This is a genomic window from Psychrobacter proteolyticus (genome assembly GCF_003350005.1).
Taxonomy (GTDB): domain Bacteria; phylum Pseudomonadota; class Gammaproteobacteria; order Pseudomonadales; family Moraxellaceae; genus Psychrobacter; species Psychrobacter proteolyticus.
Map to the genome: position 1 here is coordinate 32,632 of NZ_QLKS01000004.1, position 24,782 is coordinate 57,413.

The 24,782-nt window shown below is 41.3% G+C and carries 18 protein-coding genes and 1 pseudogene; 7 read left to right on the forward strand and 12 right to left on the reverse strand.

Features of this window, described 5'->3' with window-relative positions; genetic code table 11:
- Nucleotides 1–6: 6 nt before the first annotated feature.
- From DXK30_RS09955 to pilG, 7 genes and pseudogenes are all read right to left on the reverse strand, one after another.
- Entirely contained in the window at nt 7–1,002 is a 996-nt protein-coding gene (locus DXK30_RS09955) for a chemotaxis protein CheB (protein ID WP_114701584.1), read from the reverse strand.
- Nucleotides 992–7,909, reverse strand: a complete 6,918-nt coding sequence (locus DXK30_RS09960; RefSeq protein WP_114701585.1) for an Hpt domain-containing protein — start codon at nt 7,907–7,909, stop codon at nt 992–994. Before DXK30_RS09960 ends, DXK30_RS09955 begins: the two co-directional genes overlap by 11 nt.
- A gap of 30 nt (nt 7,910–7,939) precedes the next feature.
- A complete protein-coding gene (locus tag DXK30_RS09965) occupies nt 7,940–8,887 on the reverse strand; it encodes a CheR family methyltransferase (RefSeq protein ID WP_227670773.1) in 948 nt (315 codons plus the stop codon).
- Nucleotides 8,888–9,009: 122 nt separating this feature from the next.
- Nucleotides 9,010–10,284 (reverse strand): annotated as a pseudogene (locus DXK30_RS09970) (methyl-accepting chemotaxis protein); the annotation flags it as partial.
- A gap of 315 nt (nt 10,285–10,599) precedes the next feature.
- Nucleotides 10,600–11,130 carry a chemotaxis protein CheW gene (locus tag DXK30_RS09975; protein WP_114701587.1) on the reverse strand — a complete coding sequence of 177 codons (531 nt, stop codon included), beginning with the start codon at nt 11,128–11,130 and terminating at the stop codon, nt 10,600–10,602.
- Between the two features lie 3 nt (nt 11,131–11,133).
- A complete protein-coding gene (locus DXK30_RS09980; protein ID WP_114701588.1) occupies nt 11,134–11,496 on the reverse strand; it encodes a response regulator in 363 nt (120 codons plus the stop codon).
- Between the two features lie 145 nt (nt 11,497–11,641).
- Entirely contained in the window at nt 11,642–12,019 is a 378-nt protein-coding gene (gene pilG, locus DXK30_RS09985) for a twitching motility response regulator PilG (protein ID WP_114701589.1), read from the reverse strand.
- Between the two features lie 685 nt (nt 12,020–12,704).
- On the opposite strand from pilG, the gene DXK30_RS09990 reads away from it, so the two are divergent.
- From DXK30_RS09990 to DXK30_RS10020, 7 genes are all read left to right on the forward strand, one after another.
- Nucleotides 12,705–13,937 (forward strand): efflux RND transporter periplasmic adaptor subunit, encoded by a 1,233-nt coding sequence (locus tag DXK30_RS09990; protein WP_114701651.1) that lies wholly within the window; start codon nt 12,705–12,707, stop codon nt 13,935–13,937.
- A 260-nt stretch (nt 13,938–14,197) separates the two neighbouring features.
- Complete coding sequence (locus DXK30_RS09995) at nt 14,198–14,920, forward strand: response regulator transcription factor (RefSeq protein ID WP_057761578.1); 723 nt, start codon at nt 14,198–14,200, stop codon at nt 14,918–14,920.
- An 85-nt stretch (nt 14,921–15,005) separates the two neighbouring features.
- Nucleotides 15,006–17,135: a sensor histidine kinase gene (locus DXK30_RS10000; RefSeq protein WP_114701590.1), complete on the forward strand. Its 2,130-nt coding sequence runs from the start codon at nt 15,006–15,008 to the stop codon at nt 17,133–17,135.
- A gap of 256 nt (nt 17,136–17,391) precedes the next feature.
- Complete coding sequence (locus DXK30_RS10005) at nt 17,392–18,162, forward strand: methionine ABC transporter ATP-binding protein (protein ID WP_057761581.1); 771 nt, start codon at nt 17,392–17,394, stop codon at nt 18,160–18,162.
- Nucleotides 18,163–18,181: 19 nt separating this feature from the next.
- A complete protein-coding gene (locus DXK30_RS10010) occupies nt 18,182–18,868 on the forward strand; it encodes a methionine ABC transporter permease (protein WP_114701591.1) in 687 nt (228 codons plus the stop codon).
- 170 nt (nt 18,869–19,038) lie between these two features.
- The gene (locus DXK30_RS10015) at nt 19,039–20,007 is read left to right on the forward strand and encodes a MetQ/NlpA family ABC transporter substrate-binding protein (protein ID WP_114701592.1); all 969 of its coding nucleotides are present in this window, start codon (nt 19,039–19,041) and stop codon (nt 20,005–20,007) included.
- A 338-nt stretch (nt 20,008–20,345) separates the two neighbouring features.
- Nucleotides 20,346–21,194 carry an aldo/keto reductase gene (locus DXK30_RS10020; protein WP_102091823.1) on the forward strand — a complete coding sequence of 283 codons (849 nt, stop codon included), beginning with the start codon at nt 20,346–20,348 and terminating at the stop codon, nt 21,192–21,194.
- Between the two features lie 100 nt (nt 21,195–21,294).
- Here the strand turns inward: DXK30_RS10020 and ccmE are convergent, their stop codons facing one another.
- The 5 genes from ccmE to ccmA form a co-directional block, all read right to left on the reverse strand.
- Complete coding sequence (gene ccmE / locus DXK30_RS10025) at nt 21,295–21,795, reverse strand: cytochrome c maturation protein CcmE (protein WP_114701593.1); 501 nt, start codon at nt 21,793–21,795, stop codon at nt 21,295–21,297.
- Between the two features lie 244 nt (nt 21,796–22,039).
- Nucleotides 22,040–22,261, reverse strand: a complete 222-nt coding sequence (gene ccmD / locus DXK30_RS10030) for a heme exporter protein CcmD (protein WP_114701594.1) — start codon at nt 22,259–22,261, stop codon at nt 22,040–22,042.
- A gap of 16 nt (nt 22,262–22,277) precedes the next feature.
- Nucleotides 22,278–23,066 (reverse strand): heme ABC transporter permease CcmC, encoded by a 789-nt coding sequence (ccmC, locus tag DXK30_RS10035; RefSeq protein WP_057761594.1) that lies wholly within the window; start codon nt 23,064–23,066, stop codon nt 22,278–22,280.
- Between the two features lie 286 nt (nt 23,067–23,352).
- On the reverse strand, nt 23,353–24,060 hold the full coding sequence (locus DXK30_RS10045) for a heme exporter protein CcmB (protein ID WP_114701652.1): 708 nt from the start codon (nt 24,058–24,060) through the stop codon (nt 23,353–23,355).
- Between the two features lie 84 nt (nt 24,061–24,144).
- The gene (ccmA, locus tag DXK30_RS10050) at nt 24,145–24,774 is read right to left on the reverse strand and encodes a heme ABC exporter ATP-binding protein CcmA (RefSeq protein WP_114701596.1); all 630 of its coding nucleotides are present in this window, start codon (nt 24,772–24,774) and stop codon (nt 24,145–24,147) included.
- Nucleotides 24,775–24,782 lie beyond the last annotated feature (8 nt).

Here is a 24,782-nt window from a genome sequence, read left to right on the forward strand (position 1 = left end):
AATAAGTTAATGTGAATGGCTAGCTGCCCTTTCACCAATGTAATCGGTTAATTTTTTTGCTAAATCGGTAGGGCTACCAACAAAATCACAATACCCTGAGTCAATGATAGCCTGAGGTTGGCTTGGACATGCACTCAAGCTCGGATCTTGCGCCCATAATTGACTGTTATTATCTTGAATCAAATCAAGATACTGAGAGCCGTCATTACCCATACCCGAAAATATAATATTAATCAGCTCACTACCATGAACGTCACTGGTATTTTTGAGTAGTTGTCCAATTGCGGGCTTGTATTCACCATGCCAATCTTGATCCAATAGTATCACTCGACCTGTTGAATCACAGACGACCTGTTTATCAATAGGTACTATCAAACATTTGCCTGCGCGTAGTCGCTGTGAAGAAGCAATGATCTGACATTGCCAGTCATTATGACGATTAAGAATACGTGGCAACGTACTAATCATGGCATGATTAAAATGATGTGCCAATAAAATACAAATTGGTAGTGTGGCTGGTACGTTATCTAAAAACTCTTTTACTGCACTAGGACCACCCATAGAGGCACCCAAAAAAACGACATATTTCCAGTCCGTATCAGCATTCTTGTCAACGGGAGCAGCTGACAAGAATGGTAAGCCGATCAACTGTGAAAGCTTTCGCTTTAATTTACGCTGCCATTTTGCATATTCTTGCGTTGCATTTAGATACGGTGCCTGACTAAAACCCACTAATACTGCGGCTGGTTTAGAGAGTATAGTCGCCGTTGAAACACTATCATCATAGTCACTGTCTATGAGCCAAATATCGACAGCTGTGTTATAAATATCATACTTTTCCTGCCACTGTGCAAGTGACACACAACCAACGAGCGTAAAGCCACAACTGCGTACCGTATCTGAAAAAGCCATGCGCTGACGATGTTCTTCTGCTACCACCATCACTTTAATATCACTTTTATTTTTTTTTCGCAGTGCTAAAACACGTGCATTATCCTTCATTAGTCAGACTGACCCCTTCACCCAATAATTTTTGCATTTTATTGAGCAGCTCTTTTTCTTGGAATGGCTTACCCATATAGTCGTTTACACCAATCTCTAATGCACGCTCGCGATGTTTTTCACCTGTACGTGACGTTATCATAATAATTGGGATCTGTTTTAGACGATTGTTATGTCTGACTTGAGTCGCCACTTCAAAGCCATCCATACGAGGCATCTCAATATCGAGTAGTATCATGTCGGGAGTCATATCTTGCAATATCTCAATTGCATCAATACCATCTTTAGCAACTGCCACATTGAATCCTTGACGCTCTAAGAAGCGCGAGGTTACTTTACGTACTGTCACTGAGTCATCGACAACTAAAATAGTAGATTTATACTCTATACGCCCTTTTCTACCTTCAGTTGCTTTCGTCGTATTTTTAACCAATTGCGCATTACGCATCAAAGCGATCAGATCGAGGATGATCATGACTGAACCATCACCCATAATAGTTGCAGCTGAAACCCCTGGGATATTCGATAACTGCTGACCTAGCGGTTTAACAACAACTTCTATACGTGACCCTGCAATCTGATCCACTTGCAGAGCAATATTTTGTCCAGTGCGGTTCTTAATGATAATAAGTGGCAGACTAGTATTGGTATTCACAACCAATTCATTTAACTTATTGCCTGATAAGATCTCATTTAGATAGCGTACTCGATATTCAGTATCTTCAAAGTTCAGTGTAGCATCATTTGATTGATAATAATCATAGAGCTTCTCAGGATTAACTCGAACCACGCGCTCAATCTGTACCAATGGTATGGCGTAGTAACGGTCTGCAGCACGGACGACCAGTGCGTCTGACACGGCTACCGTCAATGGTAAACGCATCGTGAAAGTTGAGCCTTTACCCAGCTCTGAAACAACAGAGACTGAACCACCTAGTTGGCGAATCTCACTAATAACAACATCCATGCCAACACCACGCCCAGAAATCTGTGTCACTTGCTTACTGGTGCTTAATCCCGCATTGAAGATATATTGCATAATATCAAGGTCAGACAAACTATTGTCGTCCGCATCAATCAGACCTTGAGAGATGGCTTTACTGCGTACTGCCTCAACATCAATACCACGGCCGTCATCTGTTAATTGCATGACAATTTCACTGCCTTCACGATGTACTTCGAGAGTGATACGACCGCTACGCTCTTTACCTGATTTCAAGCGGGTTGATGTCGCCTCTATACCATGATCGACAGCGTTACGTAGCATATGCTCAAGCGGTGAAGTAATACGCTCTAGAATGGTTCTATCCATCTCATCATCAGCATTAATAATGGTCAGATCAACAGATTTATTAAGCTCATTAGCTGTTTGACGTACGATACGTTCAAGGCGTGGTGTCAAGCGTGTAAATGGCACCATCCGTGAATTCATCAAACCGTCTTGCAGCTCAGTCTGGGTACGAGATAGCTGTAGCAGCAAGCTTTCACTGTCGCGTGTCTTTTCTAATAATGTATGGTTAATATCAACCAAATCCGAGGCTGACTCCGTTAACGACTTAGACAACTGGTTCAAAGATGAGTATTGATCCATCTCTAGGGGATCAAAGTCTTCATTATTGATGAGCTCATCATCTATCTGAGACAAAATCTGTGCTTCTAGCTCAATTTCCATACGACGTAACTGATCTGCCAAGCGTTGTACTGTCGTACCCATCTCTTCAATACTGTTTGTTAAACTGCTAATACCCATATCGATACGAGCACGGTTAATCGCTGACTCACCAGATAGGTTAATCATATGCTCAATCAAACCACCTGAGATACGAATCATTTCATTGCTATTAGCGTTCTGATCTTCCTCGTGAGCATCTCTATGCATAGAGGGCATTTCACTGATGTCTTTTGCAAAATACTGTGAATCGTGGTTTTCTTTAGCAATTAGAATTGCTTCGCGCTGTGCTTGTAGAGACTCTTTAGGTATGGTTTTTAAAGTATCAGGGTTTTTCCCAAACTGCTCTAACGCTTTAATCAATAACGTAGGCGTTGGTGGATTAACATGTTGTTGAAGAATAAATACCGCATCGGCTAGCCAATCATGACTAGCCACCAGCAACTCTAATACTTTTTTGGTAGCTGGACGTCGATTGCTGACGAAATCCGTATAGACTGACTCCATTTCATGAGCCAAATCAGCAATTCCAGAGGCAGTCACCATTCGCGCACCACCTTTTATGGTATGTAAATCGCGCTGGAGTGCCTGTAACGCTGTGGTATTACCCGTATCTTTCAAGAATAAGTGTAGATATTTATTACGATTGGTAAGCTCTTCCGCCTCTTCCAAAAATACTGCTAATATATCAGGATCAGGTAACCCATTAGCCCATGATTGCTTAATCATGCTATCCAAACTTAAGATATTCAATGCTTCATTATTGTTGTCAACAACATCAGTAGTAAGGCTTTGCGCTTCAGATTCAACATGATTTTTTGGCGCTGGTATGACTAAATCGACTACTACTGGTAACGTTTTTGCTTTTTCAAGCTGTTGTAACTGTTCAATAAGCTCTGGGGTAAAGAAAGATTTTTTGTGACGCACGATATGCATCACTTGTAGCGACATCGTGTCTTGCACCATTTGCATGATTTCAAGCCACTGTGCTGTTGGCAATCTGCGGTTTTCTACGAACGACTCATAAACACTTTCTGCCTCATGGGTCAAATCACCAATACTACGGATACCAGCCATCCGTGCACCGCCTTTAATCGTATGCAAATGACGCTGTAAAACTTTCAACGCATTAATATTAGTAATATCAGTACGCCATTTATTAAAGCTTTCATCTAGCGCAGTATCAAGCTCTTGCGCTTCTTCTAAAAATATTTCTAACAGCTCAATATCAGTATCAATCGTCTCAAACTGGATTTCAGGAGCTGGCACGGCTCTAACGATGAAACCACTGTCTGCATTGTTATCATTTTTTTGATAAATACTTTGGAGCTCGTTGAGTACTTGCTGATCTATCTTTAATGAGGTACTTCCAGCTAAAGCATCAAATAGCCCTACCAACTGCGCATGCCCCGCAAGCAATATCGCTTGATTATCTTTATCTTGAGCTTTATCGATATTACTGCTCAAATAGCGATATGCATTGCCCAGCTCATTGAGAATTGCGATAAACTTTGGAAATGCTTGCGCTTTGTCCATGAGAGAAGCTATTTGTGACATTTGCTGCTCTATATAGCCTTGAATATGCTCTACTTCTGTATGATTCAATGCATTATCTAATTCCCACTCAGCATCAAGTAACGTATCAATATTGCTATCTAGCAACTCTTCTATCGTCGGCTTCTTATCTACTCTTGTAGTATCATTAACAGTGTATTGCTCGCCAAGCATGGCTTGCAATGACGCTATATCTTTCTGACTTTGCGAACTTTCATTCACTAACGATATGTCGCACTCTTTTGTATTTTTCTTATAATTGTTCAAATATCCCTCTATCAGATTGGCTGACTGGGCTAATGCTTCTAAATGCTGCGCATTCATTTCTATATCCTGCTGCTGTAACAACTCCAAGCTATGCTCGATGGTTGCGCTGACTTCACTGATAGCAGCTAAAGCACTAGAGCCAGACGCACCTCGCAACGTATGAAATGCACGTACGATTTCATCTGTAACTTCGATATATTGTTCGGTGTCATTATCTTTGACAAACTGCTCAATGTAACTAAGTAACGCTTCTGCCTCATCAATAAATATTTTACAAAATACTTTTTCTTCTTCGCTTTGAGGGGTTAAAACAATAGACGCTTCTGCCATTCTTTCATTAACCGTATGAAAGGTCTGCAAAGTGGCATCTATTGTATTGTCATCACTATCCCTGAGAGTAGTCTCATCTGTACCAGTTTGTAGATCCGATTCATTCTCTAGCTCGTCTTTAAGACTAGGTACTTGCGGAGGTACGAAATTGTGATAGCTGAACGCAATATTTTGTTGTTTACTGTATGCATTAGCACAAGCAATCCATAATGGGATGATAGATGGATAATCTTGACTGTTTCTTTCAAACGTAATAAGCATTTTAGGATAAGCCGCCAATACATCTGTAATCAACTGACATATATCTTTTGAGATGGCGACACTTTTATCCAATACACGATTAAGCATGTTTTCTATAGACCATGCCAGTTCGGCTGTATAGTTTGCGCCCACCATACGCCCTGAACCTTTTAAGGTGTGGAAGCCACGGCGAATATCTTTTAGTGCCTCTAAGTCAGTCGACGACATCTGCCATTTTTCATATAATGGGCCGATTTCTGCCAACACTTCATTGGCTTCTTCTAGAAATATCTCTTTGATGTCAGGATCTGCATCTTCAGTATCAAGTGGTAGCTGATTGGCTTGCACAGCGAAAGGAATAAGGCTCTCTGGCATTTCTAGATTAGATACATACTCATTCGTGTATTCTTTACTATCAGAGTTAATGACTGGCTCCCTATTATCAGTATCATTACCAACGCTTAATAATAATGAGTTTTCTAGATCTGCGTCACTCTTTAAGACAGTATTGGTTGTATCTAGTAAAAAGTTTTCTAATATAGTATCAGTATGATCAGTACTAGAGTCAGTCAGCGTCATTCCACTATTAATAGGCTGCTGACTCATTAGGTTATTACTTTGTAATATAATAATCGCAGGGTCACAACTCGGTAAGCGCTGCGCTTCAAAATCTGATACCAATGCTGGCAGAGCTCTTGTTGTCTCAATCACAAGATTTACGACCTGATCGGTGACAGGTAGAGTTTCATCTAATACACGATTGAGTAGGTTTTCAATGGACCAGGCTATCTCACTGATACTAAAAGCGCCCACCATACGACCTGAGCCTCTCAAGGTATGGAAACCTCTACGCACTTCAGTCAATGGTGTTAAGTCTTGTGAGTCTTGTTGCCAAATTGGAAGGAAATCTTCTAGGTCAGTAATAATTTCGGTTGCTTCTTCGATAAAGATACTGTGGACATCTTCATCCGTCTCAAAGTTATCAGGCTTCACACTTTCACGAGCCCGCTTTAACGCATCACTTTCAGGGTTATCGGATAGACTCAAATCATCGTGTTCAACCACCTTTTCATAGTCTAAACGGATGAGTGGTCCGACCTCACCACTATCATCGTAACGCAAGACATTATTCTCGGTCACTTTTTGAGTAAACATTGTTGCATTGATTGTGTCTGGTGCTTCAAGATATGTATCAAGAATCTGTGCTGCTCTAGCAGTATGCTCGTTCGCTAATGTAAGTAAGTGTTGATCAAATACTTGCTGCGCTAGGTAATCAAGTAATAGCTCGACCGAGGTTAAACTTTCAGCCAGTGCCTGAACCAAATCCCAACTCTTCACTTGGACCTTATGAACGTTTAACTGGACAAATATACTGCTTATATCGTCTATTGTCTGACGTACGTCTGGCAATCCAATATCATCGAAAGCTTGACCAATACTTTCAAAATCATTCTTAGTTGGTAGTAACTCAACATCTTGGCGATGTACATACTCGTCGAAACTTCGCTTTATTTCTTCTACAGCGATACGTAGCTCACGTAAGCCATCGTCAGCAAGATTAGCTTCATTTTTACCTATAGAGTTTGACTCTTGGCTATCGACCACTTCAGATTGAATAGCAAAAGAGGTCATGCTACCAATTTTAAAAGAGATAGCTTGCTCAGTATCACGAATAGCGCTGTATAATTCTTGAAGTTTACGCTCAATCTGCCACTGCATTTGAGTAAACCCTGTCTCTGACAGCAAGGATTGCTCTAAATCTGTAATAATTGATGTAACTTGAGACGCATAATAGCTCCAACCTCGATTTTCGAGTTGGCTTTGTATATTCTGTAGAGGCGCTATCAAGGAGTCTGGCTCATCTAACTTAAAAATAAGCGCCTCAATTCTATTTAATAGCTGAGGTAAAAAACGTGGAGCTGTCGTTGTACTTTGCGTAACTTCTTCTAAAATAGTCTGCGTACGTTTGCTACTATGCGTAAGGTAACTTAACTCGATATAAATGGTAGTGATCAATCTTATTGTTGTATCTGAAGTAAGCTTTTTTGTTTGAGCACAGGACTCTATAACTTGTTCCAGCCAACTTAATATAGACGCGTAAGCTTCAGGAAGGGGCATCTCGTTACGAGCAAGATCACTTAGCCACAATTCCGTTAAATACCACAGTCTTTGTAAATCACTATCCTGTGTCGTTTGCCATAAGTATTGGCTAACTTTTTCTAAGGTGCTTAGTAAAGAGGACTGATTTATATTAGTAGCTAGCAATGCCTGCACTTTTTGTCGCCATACCAATAACAACTGCTGATATTGTTCACTTACTAAACTAACAACGGTATCCCCTGTCGGTACTACCAATTCAATAGTATTGAATATATTTTCTTGCACTGCGCCTTGTGTAATTGAGTGACTATCTGAGTATTCAAATTGGGCATGGCTAGTATCTATGATAGGTAAATCAGTCACCGAACCTTGTTGAGCTAATACTTGGTTTAAACCATCAATGGCTCTATTTATTAGGCTAGTATGATAACTTCCTGTACATACATATTGATTGATCTCGCGTTGCAATAACTGGTGAGAAAACTGACCTATACGACGCTCTTCAGTAGACAAGCTATTATGACTTTCTAAATGTATTAGTTGACTCAGCTGACTGGCGATACTTGCTAATAACGGAAGGTTAACCATGACTAGTGCACCACTAATCTGATGATAGTGTGATATCAGTTGGTCATGATTAATGCTAGGTTCACCTAATTGCCAACCATCAGAGATTTGTGATAATTGCTTATTGAATAATGGTAGTAACCACTCAAGTGTCACGATGTCATTGGGCTGGTTTTTCATAGGTTGTTCCTAACTCGTCTAGGCACCAATTTAGGCACTAATTTTTTGCCACACATTAACCTGTGGGTGCGCAATTCGGCGCATATTTGAAGGACGCCAGAACAACGCCTCACCTGGAGCCAATATAATATATCCATGTAACGCACACTGCTCTGATAGTCGATTCAAAATATCACGCTGATCAAATTTACGAAAATATAGCAGCATGTTTTGACAGATAATCACATGTTGGAGATGCGCAGTGGGTGGTTCTTTTTCAAAAATATTGTGTACAGCAAAACTAACATATGATTGTAAAATAGGAGCTACTTGCCAATCCCCATAGGTGTTACTGTTAACATCCATCATTTTTGATGCAGGCGATAAGGAGTTAATGCTTACTTTATCTTTCACACGCTTTGTAGAAAATGGTTCAATGAATTGCTGGAACGGCTGCGGTATTAAACCTCGTTGTCTTTCGTCATATTGTCCAAGTCGTGCGTTTTTAATCGCTTGTTCACTAACATCCGTTCCTAATATCTTATAGTCTAAGAACCGCTTTGCTGACAGACTCATTGCCAATGACCAGACTTCTTGTCCATTTGCACAGCCAACACTCCAAATGCGAACCAGAGAATCAATATCACTTACTTGTTTATGCTGTAACGCACATTTTACGACAAAATCTATAGAGGGCTGGTGCCGGAAAAAACGACTTTCGTGGATTAGCACATTATCTAACAAACATTGACGCAGTTCAGTATTTTTAGGTAGCTGACACCACAGTTCTTGAGCAGATAATCCATTCGATATGGCTGTACCTTCAATTGCATTAACTAACCACTGTAGTTGCCTCTCCGGTAGCACAAAACCGATCTCTTGTTCTATATAATTTTGCCATTGTCGTAGGTTGACAGGAGCGAATTGCATCAAAGTACTGGTTAATGCAAATTCAGCTATAGTAAATGGGCCTCTGACTGCTTTAGTAAAATTGTTCACGTGACCTACTATGACTCCTGTTGCCCATCACTATTAATTGCACAGAACATGGGCTAACATTTCGATCAAATAAAGTAATCAAGCTTATCAGGGTTAGACCATACAAATTATAGAGTATGATATTAGACGCCTTCTGCCAATTCCTGCTCAGTATTTAGTATTTCATCGCCTAGCAACTCGTCATCATTAGAGACTTTAAAACCTGTCACAGACTCTTGGAGTGCCGCTGCCATTTCATTCAGCTGCCCAATAGAGCGGGCTGTTGCCATCGTACCAGATGAGGTTTGTGAAGTAATATCTTGAATAATATTCATAGTATGAGAAATATGGCCAGCAGACTCTGCCTGCTGTAATGCAGCGTTTGAGATGTTTTGAATTAAGTCAGCCAAGGTGTTAGAAACGCTCTGTACTTCTTCTAGCGCTTCACCTGCATCTTTTGCAAAACGTGCACCGCGCACTACTTCAGACGTTGTTGATTCCATTGACATAACAGCTTCATTGGTATCCGCCTGGATGGTTTTTACCAAAGTTTCGATCTGCTTGGTTGCATTCGCTGAACGTTCAGCTAGACGCTGAACCTCATCAGCAACAACCGCGAAACCTCGGCCCGCTTCCCCTGCCATCGATGCCTGAATAGCAGCGTTCAATGCCAAAACGTTGGTCTGGTCAGCAATATCATTAATCAAGCCAACGATATCACCAATCTCCTGTGAAGACTCACCAAGTCGTTTGATACGCTTTGAGGTTTCTTGAATCTGATCGCGAATAACGTTCATACCCTCGATAGAACGCTGTACAACTGCTGCCCCATTGTGAGAGATAGCCACTGAGCGCTGAGCAACTGTTGCTGATTCTGCCGCGTTGTTTGAAACCTGATCAATCGAAATTGTCATTTCATTAATAGCCGCTGATACTCCAGCAATTTCTTGGGCTTGATGTTCAGAAGCTTCAGCTAATTCCACAGCATTCATCTGTGTTTGCTCCGAGGATTGCGACACTCGGTTAGCTGTACTGTTGATAACCAAGACCAATTGACGTAGTTGATCAATTGCAAAGTTTACTGAGTCAGCAATCGCCCCAGTGAAATCCTCTGATACAGTAGCATTGACTGTCAAATCCCCTTCTGCCAAATCCCCCAACTCATCAAGTAAACGCAAAATCGCTATCTGATTACGTTCGTTTTCTTCCTGGATTTGGCGAGCCCGTTCAGACTCAGCTTCTGCTTCTTGACGACGACGTAGTGTTTCTTTCTCAATAAGCAATCGCTCTGAACCACCGCGCTGCTTCAGGAGCTGGTAGGAAGCAAATAGAATACCTAACGCACCAAGGGCGAATATAGCCGCTGGTATGATAACCGACTGATTAAAACTACTAAAATACTGACTTACTGATGATAGCGAGTTAATCAACCAAATCAGACAAGCCAAACTTAATAAAACAAAGAATCCTAACAGTAGTTTCCACGTACTATCAGCATCTGTGCTGTCTGCTGTTGTTTTGGCCATACCAGCTACAGGTTTTTTTATAAAATCACTCATCTTACATATTCCTTTCAAACAATCGTCAAAGTCTAATCGTGACTGACTTTGACAATCTTATTGTTATCAAAACAATGATTAACAAAGCCTGTATAAATGCTGACATCGAATCGTATTTTGTCAGTCGCTATTATCCTGTCGTTACTTAGTCGACAAGTACCCTATACTCGACAGTTATATCGCAGCATCTGCATACTGAGGATCCTGCACAAGCAAACTTGGCATGAATACATACCAGTCTTGCTCATTTTTAAAAAATTTACCATGATTGTAAGGCGCAAATGGCGACTCTTGGTCGATGGCTTCTGGACGATATTGTTCTTTCGTGAACTGTTCAATACCAAGTACTTGATCAACCAATAAACCTGAAAAATTATCATCATAATCAATGACAATAATTTTTCGGTGGCTCATTTGCGTTAGGCGACTCGGTACTTGCAAAAAATGTGATAAGTCTGTTAAGGGCAATAAGCGGCCACGAATATTAGCGATGCCTAGCATCCAAGGCTTTACTAGAGGTAACGTAGTATATTCTGGCATAGATAATATTTCTGATACCTGACCCATAGGAGCAACTAAACGTTGCCCCCCAACCTCAAATACCACACCTTGCCAATCGAACGCTTGTCCACCGCGGCGACCACTTTTACGTGCCCGTGCCAAGTCAGCTAGACGCAGAAGCTCAATAAATCCTCTAGAAGCCACAAATTACTCCATCACTTTGCGAATCATATGGACCAATCCATTTTCATCAACTGGTTTGTTCATATACTCTTTGGCGCCTTGACGCTTACCCCATACTCTATCTGTTTCCTGATTTTTAGTACTAATCATAATGACAGGAATATGAGCAGTCGTTTTGCCACGAGTAATTTTTCTTGTAGCTTGGAAACCGTTCATTTCTGGCATCACTACATCCATCAGAATAACATCTGGCAAGTGATCAGCTGCCATCTGACAGCCTTGCTCACCGTTTGTCGCTTCTAAAATTTGAAAATTATTTTTGGCAAGAATATCGCGAAATTTCGCCATTTCTGATGGCGAGTCGTCAATGACTAGAACTGTAGCCATGGGCATTTCCTTTATTTTCTAACTAATCCATGAGGATCTATTGTTTAATAAAAACGATTCAAAACTGTTACTTAAACTACATGAGTCTTAATTTTTAATCGTAATGTCTCAATAATGCATAATCTAAAGTGATACTAACCATCGATTAGCGATACTGATTGATGGCATCAAAAAGCTCGTCTTTGCTAAATGGTTTAGTCAAATACTCGTCAGAGCCGACAATGCGCCCGCGCGCTTTATCAAATAAACCATCTTTAGATGACAACATGATTACTGGCTTATTAGCGTAATCAGGATTGTTTTTTATCAAAGCACAAGTTTGATAGCCGTCTAGACGAGGCATCATGATATCGACAAAAATAATATCTGGATTGTTATCTACAATTTTTGCTAACGCATCAAACCCATCTATGGCAGTCACTACTTCACAGCCCGCTTTTTGTAATAAAGTTTCCGCAGTACGGCGAATGGTTTTTGAATCATCAATTACCATTACTTTTAAACCGTCAAAATTATTTTCCATTTTCATTATCCTATAAACGACTATTTATTATTTGTAACGCCACTAGCTAATGTAAATATTATATAACACGCTTAGATGTTTATATCACATAATATTAGACGAATGTAAGTGAATTAGTTGGCATAAAAACTTATCAAAAAATTAAGCCTTTCCGTGCGACCTCTTTCCACTCAGTATAGTGTTGACACATAGACTACTATAACTATACTTACTTTATAATGAATAAGTTCAGTAAATAAAATTTTGAACTTAGATATCTAAATATAATGATCCGTATTCATAAAGCATGAGTGGACTCATATTAATGCTCAATATAGTTAATCGCTTAAAAACCGCTATCAAAGTCGACATAACCCACAGTATGAAATAGTAAGTCTTTGAAATCTGCGCATTATATATAATCGATTTAAACGTTGCAGGATAATTTTCATTTGTAATAAAAATGTATCAATATATTCTGTAGTGTTTGTTTTAGCATAGTTACTTTCACTTTTCCAGTGATTAGCAAAATAATGTTCGAACTCATTAGTAGCAAAAATAGCTGTTCTTATATATCAAAGATGTAATTTCAACTCTGTCTAGTATTTAAACCATCAGTTTTCTTAAGTTTAGTAAATACCTTACAGTCGTTCCACCGCGTTACAATTCACTATATAATGATATGACGATTACAATGGTGACTGCTATGACAGCTTCTAGACATTTAAGAAAAAGCCTCTATTTACTTAGTATGCTATTTATCGCTGCTTGTCAGCCGTCACCTATCAATGAATCAGCAGTTACTGATGCTGAAGAAGAGACTGCCGACACGCCACTTATCATCACAAGTGATAGTGTCACAATGACGCCAGAACATATCTTGAGTATCAAACCTTCAAGGTATCAGCCGAGTCTCGGATTACAAGGTAATATTGAACCTATCAAGCAGACTACATTTGTTGCGGTACATCCGATTCTTATAGAAAAGACACTGGTCACTGAAGGTCAATGGGTAGAAAAAGGCACGCCATTGCTGGTCTTTAGGCGTGTAGGCACTGCTAGAAATATTGAAGATTTAAAAAATCCTGCACAAAATCTAGAATCAGACGGTGCTAATCAGGTCAATTCAGAAAATATACAACATTATGATGCTAAGTCTACGATCAAATCCGCACCAGCTGAATCCGACATCGCTGTTGTAAGAAAAACTGATAGTAATAGTGATAAAACGTCAGAAGCAAACTCTGCAATAGAGGCTGACAGCAAAAATCCTAGTAATCACGACGTAGAAATAAATACCACTAAACAAGGTGCGCAGTATAACTTAATTACGATTCATGCCAGCTTTGCGGGTCGGGTGGAAAGTTTGTCTGCTAATGCAGGGCAAAAGCTAGCAGCTCGTGATCCTTTATTGCAAATCAGTGATGAAACTAAACTTTATTTTATAGCCAACCTTCCTATACAAGCAAAACCGCAGCTTTCAGTTGGCCAGACAGTAAATTTTACCGCCGAAGGTATCTCAGATAAATTTACGGGACAAGTCAGCAAACTGGTATCGACCAGTCAGCCCAAGCATCTCTTGGTCTATGTTAATGTCATCGACAATGAAGTAAGTCGTGATAAATTATTACCAAATATGAAAGTCACAGGCCGCGTCAATTATGGTCAAATAGATGTCGGTACTATCGTACCTAAGCGCGCGCTACATGATGTTGATCTGACAGAGTTGCAAACTCCTCCTTATATGCCGCGACAACCATTGACTGCAAATGTTTGGATAATCGGACAAGATCAGCGTTTGACGCGCCAACCTATTGAGGTAGTTGAATACGATCCTACTACGCAGCAGTATTTGATAGCAGGTGTAAGCAATGATAGCTTGATTTGTTTGGCTGACTTACCTGTTGATTCTAAAGGTAAAAAAGTCATTGTGTCATAATAGCTTATGCTGACAGTTACATTTGGTAGAAACATTAACAAAGCTTCTCTTGTTTTGTAACAGCATAATTAGGCAATATGGCCCTACTATATATAGCATTATCCGAGTATTGAAATACTACTCGCATTTAATTATTCGCTATTCTGTATATTTGAAAACGTAGAGGCTTAATAGTTTAACTATTTATTATTACCAACAGCTTATCCTTACCAGAAACGTTATACTTTTTATAAATCACAATAACAATTAGAGGACACCCCATGAGTAAGCAGATTTTATTGATTGAAGACGATCCAGATTTGGCTGAGCTGATCAGCGATTATTTGACCATGAACTATTATGATGTCCATCATGCTGGTCTTGGTCAGGAAGGTCTCGACTTATTGGATACTAAAGAGCGCGATATTGACTTGGTTGTTTTGGATCTTATGCTACCTGATATGGACGGTATGCAAGTATGCCAAAAGATTCGTGGTAACAAGAATAACATGACTAATAAAGTACCTATTATCATGCTGACCGCAAAAGGCGATACAACCGATCGCGTGTTGGGGCTGGAGATGGGTGCTGACGATTATATTGCCAAGCCTTTCGAGCCACGTGAGCTTTTAGCTCGTATCCGTGCTGTTATTCGTCGTCATGAGCAACCAAATCAAGCCGATAGCCAATCAGACAGCCTCACTTTTGGTCGTTTAAGCGTGTTCCCTGATAGTCATGAAGTCACTATAGATGACCAACCAGTACGTCTAACCACGCATCAGTTTCAGTTGTTACACTACTTCGCCACTCATTCTGGCAAGGTGTTGAATCGTGAGCAACTCTGGCAAGCGATGCCAAATGATGACAGCTCAGACAACATCGACCGTGCGATTGATGTACATATTTCGCGTCTACGTGCTTTGATTGAAGACAATCCACGTCAGCCAAAACGTATTATTACCGTACGCGGCGTCGGCTATCAATTTGCCACTGATCAGGTGTAATTATAAAGGATGCCTAATTAGCTGACTCATGGTGTAAACTCTATACCATGAGTCAGTACAAGCGTTTAATAACAGAGATCGTTTAATGCAGCAATTGGGTTTTCGTTCCGTATTTGCCAAACTATTTGCCAGCGTTATGCTGGCACTTACTTTATTTGCTGTGGCAATGGTGCTGTTGACCCAACTTGTTCATGATAAAGATGCGGGTATTCGCTCAGAGATATTAGCCACACAGATTCTGGGACAGATCGATCCATTCTTGCACGAATTAAATATCTCCATCAGCAAAGACAATCGTTTGCAGTCGCGTTTCATGCTGGCTGTCGTTAAGAAAAGCTTCGATATTTTTGATGAATCACTGCAAGCAAAAATGGGATTGTATGACAGCGAAGGTCGGCTGCTCATGCAAACTGACAACAGTGACCTACCCCTAGAGCTTCCCCCTACTCCTTCTTTGTTCTCACGTGTTTTTCCATCACTTGCAGATACATCACCTACCAAGCAAGCTCAAGTATATAGCAGTACAGGTTATACCTTACTGTATGAATCACGTCTAACGCCTAAAAAACCTGTCCTTTCTGCAGCCTTAAACTTGTTCACTGGTACGCTACTACTCTTGCTCATTATGGCAGGTGTACTATGGTTAATTGCCCGCACGATGACATGGCGTATTGACCAGTTGAGCCAACAAATGACTCAATTGGGTGATGGTGATTTTACGGTGCGAGTGAATGCACGTGGTAATGATGAAATCGCTGCATTAGCACGCGGATTCAACCAAGCGGCACAAAAAATTGAACACTTAATTGATGCCAATAATTTACTATTAGCACATGCTTCTCATGAGCTACGCACACCGATTACACGTATCCGTCTACAGATTGAAATGATGGATATGCTAGCTGGTGCGTTGCCAACTGATACTAAAGCAAAGTTCGATAAACGGGCACAGGCTATCAACAGAGACTTGTCAGGTCTTAATGACTTAGTAGAAAGTATATTACTGGTTAGCCGTTTGGATGCAGGACATGCCTTACAGCAAGTTGAAAAACTAGACTTGTATGATCTAGTAAATCAAGAACGTCAGCACTATCCTGAAGCCACGTTGATTGGTGAGCACATCGTGATAGATGGTCAATCATCAATGTTGACTCATGTGATTCGTAACTTACTTACCAACGCTATGCTACATGGCAAGCCACCTGTTACGGTATTACTATATGGTGTTCAGAGCATAGAAGAAGCCGGAACTTTACCTGACTATCTATTACAAACAGTGCTATGCAGCAGTTTTGTCGATTACAACAGTTTAGACTTTGACGATTATGAAGAAAACGCTGATGCCAAAGTAATTGAACACAAAACTGCTAAACATGAAGCTACTAGTTCAGTTGATAAAAATAAATCAGAAACGACTGACTCGATAGCAGAGCTACCGACGCCGACTATCTACAAAAACGGTGAAGATATAGCTGCCAGCAATGAGAACAACGATAGCGATGATGACACCAGTATTGATAATGACCTTTCAGATGAAAGCTTAATAGACAGTGTTAGCAAACCCCAAACTACTACTGGCGAATCATCACTACTTGCTGACTATTACAGCTTTACCAGTGAGTTGACCGACAGAATTAAAAAGGTTATTTGGAAGGCTGTTCCAGATTCTACTGAACCTACTAATGACGCCGATAATACTAACAATGCTAACGTGACTGAAGTAACGTCAATAAGCTCTATAAGCAACGTAGAAAGCGAGAATACTGGTACTCTTATAAATGATAGTGCTCAAAAATCAGATAGTTCTACTACTGATGCCGCTACTAAAAATAACGGTTCAAACAATACGAAAGATGACGCCAAATCTAATAGCTCAAATAATGAGAACTCAGGCGCAGTTGTGCGTAAAGAGGGCTTATTTGCTAAACATATGAAGAAAGCCAAAACTGAACCTGAACGTCCTCTGCCAAAATATGCCGTGCTAGCTGTAATCGACGAAGGCACTGGTATCCCTGAAGGCAAGCGAGAAGAAGTCTTCAGTCCATTTGTACGTTTACAGCAGAAAAACAAAGGCTCTGGATTAGGATTGTCTTTAGTCTCACAAATCGTTACCGCTCATCAAGGGCGCATTATTACAGATACGCTAAATGGTCATACTAGATTTTTAGTGACTATTCCAATTCATCATGACCCTCATTACAACTATCACGAGTAATCAATCCCCATCGTTATATAGATAGCTATTACGCTGTCGCCTTCACATTTGCCATTTTAACTGCTTATTCTTAATAGCTATTAATCATAAGCCGGACACGTATGTGCATATCCAAAGTGCCCGATAATATGCTATATTACCGCCCCTTATTATACGGTTATTGACTATTGTCGTTTTGACGAGCTTCTTACATATTGAAAGAGGCCTGATGACGCGTTTTTAACCATTAAAAAATTTATTAAATTTTGAGCCCTCCATGAATGACATGATTGTCTTAAACGATGTGACCAAAAGTTTTTTAAGCGACCGATCAATCAAAGACAAAGACGGCAAACCACATTGGTTTACCGCTGTTGAGCCGACATCTCTGACTATCAAACAAGGCGAAATCTTTGGTCTAATGGGTTATTCAGGCGCAGGTAAATCTACCTTATTGCGCCTAATTAACATGCTTGAACGTCCAGATTCGGGTCAAGTCGTGATAGACGGTACTGACCTAACCACGCTGTCTGCCAGTGAGCTGCGTATTGCTCGTCATAATATCGGGATGATTTTTCAGCAGTTTAATCTGATGTCTAATCAAACGGTTTTTGACAACGTGGCATTTAACTTAAAAATCTCTGGTTATCCAAGTCGCGACATTCATAAGCGCGTCATGGATTGTCTTGCGATTGTCGATCTGACCGATCGTGCTGGCCACTACCCTGCGCAGCTATCAGGTGGACAAAAACAGCGTGTGGGTATTGCCCGCGCGATTGCCCCTAGTCCAAAAGTATTGTTGGCCGATGAGCCAACCAGTGCGCTTGACCCTGCCACGACCCGTAGTTTGCTGACTTGTCTGCGCGATATCAATGAGCAGCTTGGCGTGACTATCGTCATCGTGACCCATGAGATGAGTGTTATTCGTAGACTTTGTGATCGCGCAGCGTTATTGCATCAAGGACAACTATTAGAAGTTGCGGATGTGCGAGACGGTCTGATTCAAGCAACCACCCCGATTGGCAAAGGCCTAGTCGTCGAGGACTAATGAGGCAGGAGAAATAGATATGTTAACTGGTACTGAATTATCCGCCTCTATAGACAAGCTGCTTGTGTTACGCAAAGAGATCGCAAGCGCGTTTATTGATACGTTTGTGATGCTCGGTATTTCCACCACAGTCGCAATCGTCATCGGTGGACTGTTTGGCGTATTCTTGTTTTTGTCTAGTGATCGCCAGTTTTTGCAAAACAAGACTTTGTACGGTGTGCTTGGCGGTATTACCAACTTTATGCGTGCTTTCCCTTTCGTGATTTTGATGATTGCAATGAGTCCGTTTACTAAGGCCATCGTTGGTACGGGTATCGGACCGATCGCTGCATCACTGGTACTGGCTATCGCTGGTTCGTTTTATTTTGCGCGTTTGGTCGAGCAAAATTTACGTGAAGTGCCGCGCGGTATTATCGAAGCAACCGAATCGATGGGTGCACGACCTTTTACCATTATTAAAGTACTACTTAATGAAGCTCGCTCAGGTTTAGTATTGTCAGTCACTATTCTTTGTATCAGCTTGCTCTCTTATTCAGCAGCCGCTGGTATGATTGGTGGTGGCGGTTTGGGTGATTTGGCCATTCGTTATGGCTATTATCGCTATCAAACCGAGGTAATGATTTTTATCGTGATTGTATTATCAATCATGGTCGTCTCGATTCAAGCCTCTGGTAACTGGCTCGCCAATCGTTTAGACAAACGTTAAACCGCTTTAGAGAATACTTGACTTTACGAGCGACTAGGTTTATTTTTGGCAACACTCAACCCTTATCTCAGCTCTTACAACAAAAGCAGCATTACTATTTATAATGTTGCTTTTTTAATGTTCAGACGATAAACGTTTTACTCAACCCCATTCATTATTAAGGACATATTATGAAATTAACAGATATCAGCCGTCAGTTAGCTACCGCATTTGCTGCTGTTGGTGTATCAGGTCTAGTCTTAGTTGGTTGCAGCAATTCATCAGCGCCAGAAGCGACTAAAGAGCCAGTAACCGAGGGTGCCACTGCAGAAACTGCCGCTAGCGATATCGATCCTGACCATACCAAAATTGTTATCGGTACGACTGAAGGCGATTTTGCTGATATGGTTCGTAACCAAGTAAAGAGCACGCTTGAAGCTCAAGGTTATGAAGTTGAGTTGATTGCTTTTACTGATTATGTCCGTCCTAACCTTGCATTGGCTGAAGGCGATTTGGATATCAACATCTTCCAACATAAGCCTTACCTTGATACCTTCAAAAAAGAAAACAACCTTGATTTGGTTGAAGTATTCCAAGTACCAACGGCTCCACTTGGCATCTACTCAGGTAAAAAGACCAGTCTTGACGCTGCATTCAAAGGTATGAGTGTTTCTGCACCAAACGATCCAAGTAACTTTGCTCGTGCTTTGGTAATGATGGATGATCTTGGTTGGATTACCCTAAAAGACGACATCGATCCATTGACTGCGTCAAAAGCTGATATTGCTGACAACAGCAAATACGATATCGAAATCGTTGAGCTAGAAGCTGCTCAATTACCACGCGCACGTGATGAAGTTGACTTCGCAGTTATCAACGGTAACTATGCTACTGACTCTGGTATCAAATTGACCGAAGCATTGTTCCAAGAGCCAAGCTTTGCTTATGTAAACTGGTCAGCGATCAAATCTGCTGATACTGGTAAAAAATGGGTTGAAGATGTGACCAACGCTTATAACTCAGAAGCTTTCAAAAAGTACGCTCATGAAACGTTCCCTGGCTACAAGTACCCAAAAATCTGGGGTACTGATCATAGCGCACATACGGACACTGCTGCTAAAACTGAAAGCGCTGACGCTCCAGAAGCTGCTGCTCAATAAGACTTTAAATCAAAATACCTAGCTTTTCAGGTCTGATGATTAATCGAAACGCCCATTACTTAAAGTGATGGGTGTTTTTTTGTCTTTAATTTTGGGAGTGCTGTTTTCCAATACCGTTATCAAAAGACTAACTAAGTATTAAATAACTATCAAATAAATATCAAAAATCACGTTACAGCCTGTTTGCCCTTTGTAGGAAACCGTCACTCACGCTTCCACTTGTCTTTAGTTTTTCTTATAGTGGACAAGCTCAATAGTAATTCACTCGTTAGACCATACTATTGATGACATTTAAAACTAATGAAAAATTATAAGATACACATAACAAGGATAATAATATGAGCGCTAAAAACTATAATATTCGTACCGCTGGACAAGCAAATATTCCAATCTTAGGCTTAGGTACTTGGCAATCAACTGGACAAGATTGTGTAGACGTGGTCAAAAAAGCGTTAGAAATGGGTTATGAGCATATTGATACCGCTCAAGCTTATGGCAATGAAAAAGAAGTTGGTGAAGGCATCAGACAGTCAGGCGTAGCTCGCGATAAATTCTTTTTAACTACCAAGATTTTTCCAGATGATATGAAATTTGAACCAGAAAAACTGGTCGCCGCAGCGAAACGTTCTTTAGAAGATTTGGGTACAGATTATGTCGATCTATTACTACTGCACTGGCCTGATGACCGCGTGCCATTATCTGAGACCATTCCTGCGCTGTGTGAACTCCAAAAGCAAGGTTTGACGCGTCATATTGGTGTTTCAAACTTCAATATTGCTAATATCATTGAAGCCAAGAAATATGCTGATGTGCCTATCGTCGTCAACCAAGTAGAGTTTCATCCGTTCATTAAGCAAAACACATTGCAGACCTTTTTGAATAATCATCATATTCTACTAGAAGCCTACTCGCCATTAGCGCGTGGTGATGTATTTGATAACGAAGTAATTAAAGAGATTGCAGATAAGCATAACGTAACACCAGCACAAATCTCACTAGCTTGGATCCTATCAGACAAGCATCGTGTGGCTATTCCGAAAACGTCTAATCCTGATCACTTGCAAGGCAATCTAGATGCCATCAAAGTTGAGTTAAGTGCAGATGAGTTAGAAAAAATCGGCAACTTAGCTAGCTCTGATGGTCGTAAAATTGAACATCCTGACTATAGCCCAGTATGGGATGACTAACAGGGTTAATAAGTACGATTAATTGATTAGCTAAACGCAGCAAAATAAAAAGCCACCGATAATCGGTGGCTTTTTTATATGGTATGAAAACTCATAATCATTACTGCTGTAGCGTTTCGGTCTCATGGATTTTTTCAGCAGGATTATACTGTTCAGAAGAAGGTATCGCTCCGCTGCGATTATTCTCTTTCATAGATTTAGCGACTTCTGGCGGCATATAGTTTTCGTCATGCTTAGCCAATACTTCCCCAGCGACAAAAGTATCGCCTTGCATTTTACCCGTGGCTACGACGCCTGAGTTTTCAGCAAATAGGTCTGGCAAAATACCTTGGTAAGTCACTGGCACTGTCGATTGAAAATCAGTAATCGCAAACTCAACATTTAATGGATTGTCTGCTGCACGCTGCACACTGCCTGCAACCACCATACCACCAGCACGAATACGTTTGTCTTGAGGCGCTTCACCTTGAGCAATAGCGGTTGCATCAAAGTAGTAGTCAGTTTGCTGCCCGATGGCATAGATAACCAACATAACTGCTATTGCTGCACCTGCCAGCGTAAACATAACCCACGTCAGTTTTTTCCGACGAACTGCATTCATACCACTACCCCATTAATGAGTCACTGTTTTATAAACCATAATCAATCTATCAAACAGAAAATTTTGAAGAAACTACCATTAGAAAAACGTTTTGAAAATGTCTTTCTAATCGTACTCTTCTAATCGCTATATGGTAGCATTTTTCAGACAAATCAATAAGCCTCATCACTGCCTATAAGGTCATATTTTTGTCAGTGTAAGGATACGGCTTCTTACGCTAAACCCATGATATTAAGATGATTTTTTATTCAGGTCGTTTAGTCGCAGGCGTTGAGGTTTTGGTCGTCCGTTGTGCTTGTCGCGCTTGCTGGATGGTCAGCTGTTTGATAAGTGACTGTCGCTGTCTGCGGCTATAGATAATAAATGCCAACATCACGCCGATCGTTATCGCCCAGCATGACCACACAAAAACCCCATGCTTACCCATGGCGAAAAACTCAGATACGCTATAAAAGTAAGGCTGCATAGTATTTTCCTAGCCGTTATTTGTGTTGACCACGAATGTATTCTTTGACCCACGCTTTGCCTTGATCACGGTATAAAATCAGCGTGTTAGTACGATAAATCGCTAATGTCGCAACCAGTAAATAGCTGCCAATAATCATCAGTAGCAAGGGCATCCACATATCTGCCGACATTTTCGGTGCGGCGGTCAAACTAAAGGTCGCACCTTGATGCAAGGTATTCCACCACTCTACTGAGTACTTGATAATAGGCAGATTCACTGCGCCCACGATAGATAAAATAGCAGCCGCTTTACCACGATTGGCCGTATGCTCAAACGCGGCAAACAACGCCATCACGCCCGCGTATAAAAACGCCAATATCAGCATTGATGTAAGGCGTGCATCCCACACCCAATAAGTACCCCATGTTGGTTTTGCCCAGATAGAGCCTGTAAGCAAACTGATGACACACAGTAAAAACCCCATTGGGGCAAGTGCCTGCGCGACCAGACTGGCCGTCTTAATCTTCCATACCAAATAAATCACTCCCAGAACTGCAAGGGAAAAATAGATAGAAATGGCAAGACTGGCCGCTGGAACATGGATAAAGATAATGCGATAGCTATTGCCCTGAAGGTAATCAGGCGGCGCAAAAGCAAGGCCCCATACGCTACCAATGAGCAAACAGAGACTGGCCAATATCGCTAACCACTTGACCCAAGGGCTAAAGATACGAAAAAACTGCTTGGTACCCACAGTGGTCAAGAAACCCTGCCAAATGCGCTGCCACAAGCTAGGGGATGAGACGTTATTCAGGTTGGGCATGGGAAGAAACCTATTACACAGCTTACTGGCGATAAAGGATGCGGTCTACCAAAGCACCACTATCAACTCACCTGCTGGCGTTAAACACTGGATAGAATCTACAAAGAGCTGTTTACGTATTCAATTGACTATTATAGCAAAATTGCCAGTTTTCACCACGATGTTAATACATGTGATGCAGATAGCTAAATTTCGATGACTGGATTTAGATGGCTAGGTTTAGATAACTGGGTTTAGATAACCAAATTTCGACAATTGGACTTTAGGATTGCAACAAGCAAATCGTTTAATTAAGCCATGACATTTTTAAAGTTGTAGCAATCACCCATGGCATGACCAAGACAGAAACAATACTTCCTGCTAGTAATAAGGCTAAAATAGGTAAACCATTCAGCCCAGAGGCAAATAAATCAACCGCACCCGTAGCAAAAATCAAGACTGGCAACTGCATCGGTAAAGCAATCAAAGGCACCAATACTGCCCCATTCTTTAACGATAGCGTCAAACTACTGGCAATCGCGGATAGCATTAAGAGCATCGGGCTACCTGTCACAATAGAAGCCATCAATATCCACGCTTCAAACCAACTAAGCTGAAATAACGGCACGGCAAGCAAGCTAAGCACTGCCACAATACCACTGCTAAAAATCCAGTGAATGACCAGTCTAATCAGCACCCATAGCGGTAGTGACGCTTTGGCCACGACCAATTGCGCAAGCGTACCATTATCAAGCGCAGGCTTGAACAATCCATCAACGCCCATTACCAGTGACAGCAATGCAGCAATCCACACTGCTGATACGCCCAGACGCTGCAATAGCGCAGGCTCACTACCGACTGCCAGCGGAAACAAAGTAATAATCACTAAGAACAATACCAACGGATACAACCATTGTACCGCTCCTTGCTGCTTGACTTGCCATTCGCGTCGCCATAGCTGCAGGAAGCCAATACTGCGAGGCACTGCAACAATAGCATTTGGACTTTTATTCATGGCTGCTACTGATCCTACTTGTATTGGACTGTCTGTCATTATTTGTCCTTGCACGTATACTGATGGTACTGATAGCAGTTAAACTTATACCATATAATCTGACAAATCGAGCACCTGATTGGCGACACTGACTGCCTGATGACTGGTCATTAGTATCGACCCGCCAGCCTGTGCAAATTCGCATAACCGCTCTTCCATACGTGCCACCATATCAACATCCAGCGCCGTGAAAGGCTCATCAAGTAACCAGAGCGGTGTCACATCAGGAGTTAACAAGTACAATCGTGCCAGCGTGATGCGCCGCGTTTGCCCAGCGGACAAATGACTTGAGCTGATCGTTTCAAACCCTTGTAGTCCAACCCATGTGAGCGCATCATCAATATCAGCAGCGCTTGGCGTGATGCCATATAAGTTCAGTAGAAATGTCAGGTTTTGTGCCACTGTCAGATTTGGATGGATGCCTAACTGGTGCGAGACATATAAAGGCTGGATGGGCAGGCACGATTGTCCTTGATAAGTAACTTCACCTGACAAAACAGGTAACAATCCAGCCAACTGCATAAGTAACGTGGTCTTTCCCGTCCCGTTTGCTCCGACTAGATGGCAAATACTACCAGCAGATAGCTGCAACGCAACTCCTTCGCACAGCGGTATCTCACCGCGCTGAACCGTCAGCTCCTCAAGTGCAAGTAAAGGCGTATCCAAAACCGTCATCAAAACCC

Coding starts and splice junctions, on each gene's coding strand:
- pilG (WP_114701589.1), bottom strand. CDS start 12,019: ATGGAAAATAATTTTGACGGTTTAAAAGTAATGGTAATTGATGATTCA.
- DXK30_RS09990 (WP_114701651.1), top strand. CDS start 12,705: ATGACAGCTTCTAGACATTTAAGAAAAAGCCTCTATTTACTTAGTATG.
- DXK30_RS10000 (WP_114701590.1), top strand. CDS start 15,006: ATGCAGCAATTGGGTTTTCGTTCCGTATTTGCCAAACTATTTGCCAGC.
- DXK30_RS10045 (WP_114701652.1), bottom strand. CDS start 24,060: ATGAATAAAAGTCCAAATGCTATTGTTGCAGTGCCTCGCAGTATTGGC.
- ccmC (WP_057761594.1), bottom strand. CDS start 23,066: ATGCCCAACCTGAATAACGTCTCATCCCCTAGCTTGTGGCAGCGCATT.
- DXK30_RS09995 (WP_057761578.1), top strand. CDS start 14,198: ATGAGTAAGCAGATTTTATTGATTGAAGACGATCCAGATTTGGCTGAG.
- ccmA (WP_114701596.1), bottom strand. CDS start 24,774: ATGACGGTTTTGGATACGCCTTTACTTGCACTTGAGGAGCTGACGGTT.
- DXK30_RS09980 (WP_114701588.1), bottom strand. CDS start 11,496: ATGGCTACAGTTCTAGTCATTGACGACTCGCCATCAGAAATGGCGAAA.
- DXK30_RS10010 (WP_114701591.1), top strand. CDS start 18,182: ATGTTAACTGGTACTGAATTATCCGCCTCTATAGACAAGCTGCTTGTG.
- DXK30_RS10005 (WP_057761581.1), top strand. CDS start 17,392: ATGAATGACATGATTGTCTTAAACGATGTGACCAAAAGTTTTTTAAGC.
- DXK30_RS10015 (WP_114701592.1), top strand. CDS start 19,039: ATGAAATTAACAGATATCAGCCGTCAGTTAGCTACCGCATTTGCTGCT.
- ccmD (WP_114701594.1), bottom strand. CDS start 22,261: ATGCAGCCTTACTTTTATAGCGTATCTGAGTTTTTCGCCATGGGTAAG.
- DXK30_RS09960 (WP_114701585.1), bottom strand. CDS start 7,909: ATGAAAAACCAGCCCAATGACATCGTGACACTTGAGTGGTTACTACCA.
- DXK30_RS09955 (WP_114701584.1), bottom strand. CDS start 1,002: ATGAAGGATAATGCACGTGTTTTAGCACTGCGAAAAAAAAATAAAAGT.
- ccmE (WP_114701593.1), bottom strand. CDS start 21,795: ATGAATGCAGTTCGTCGGAAAAAACTGACGTGGGTTATGTTTACGCTG.
- DXK30_RS10020 (WP_102091823.1), top strand. CDS start 20,346: ATGAGCGCTAAAAACTATAATATTCGTACCGCTGGACAAGCAAATATT.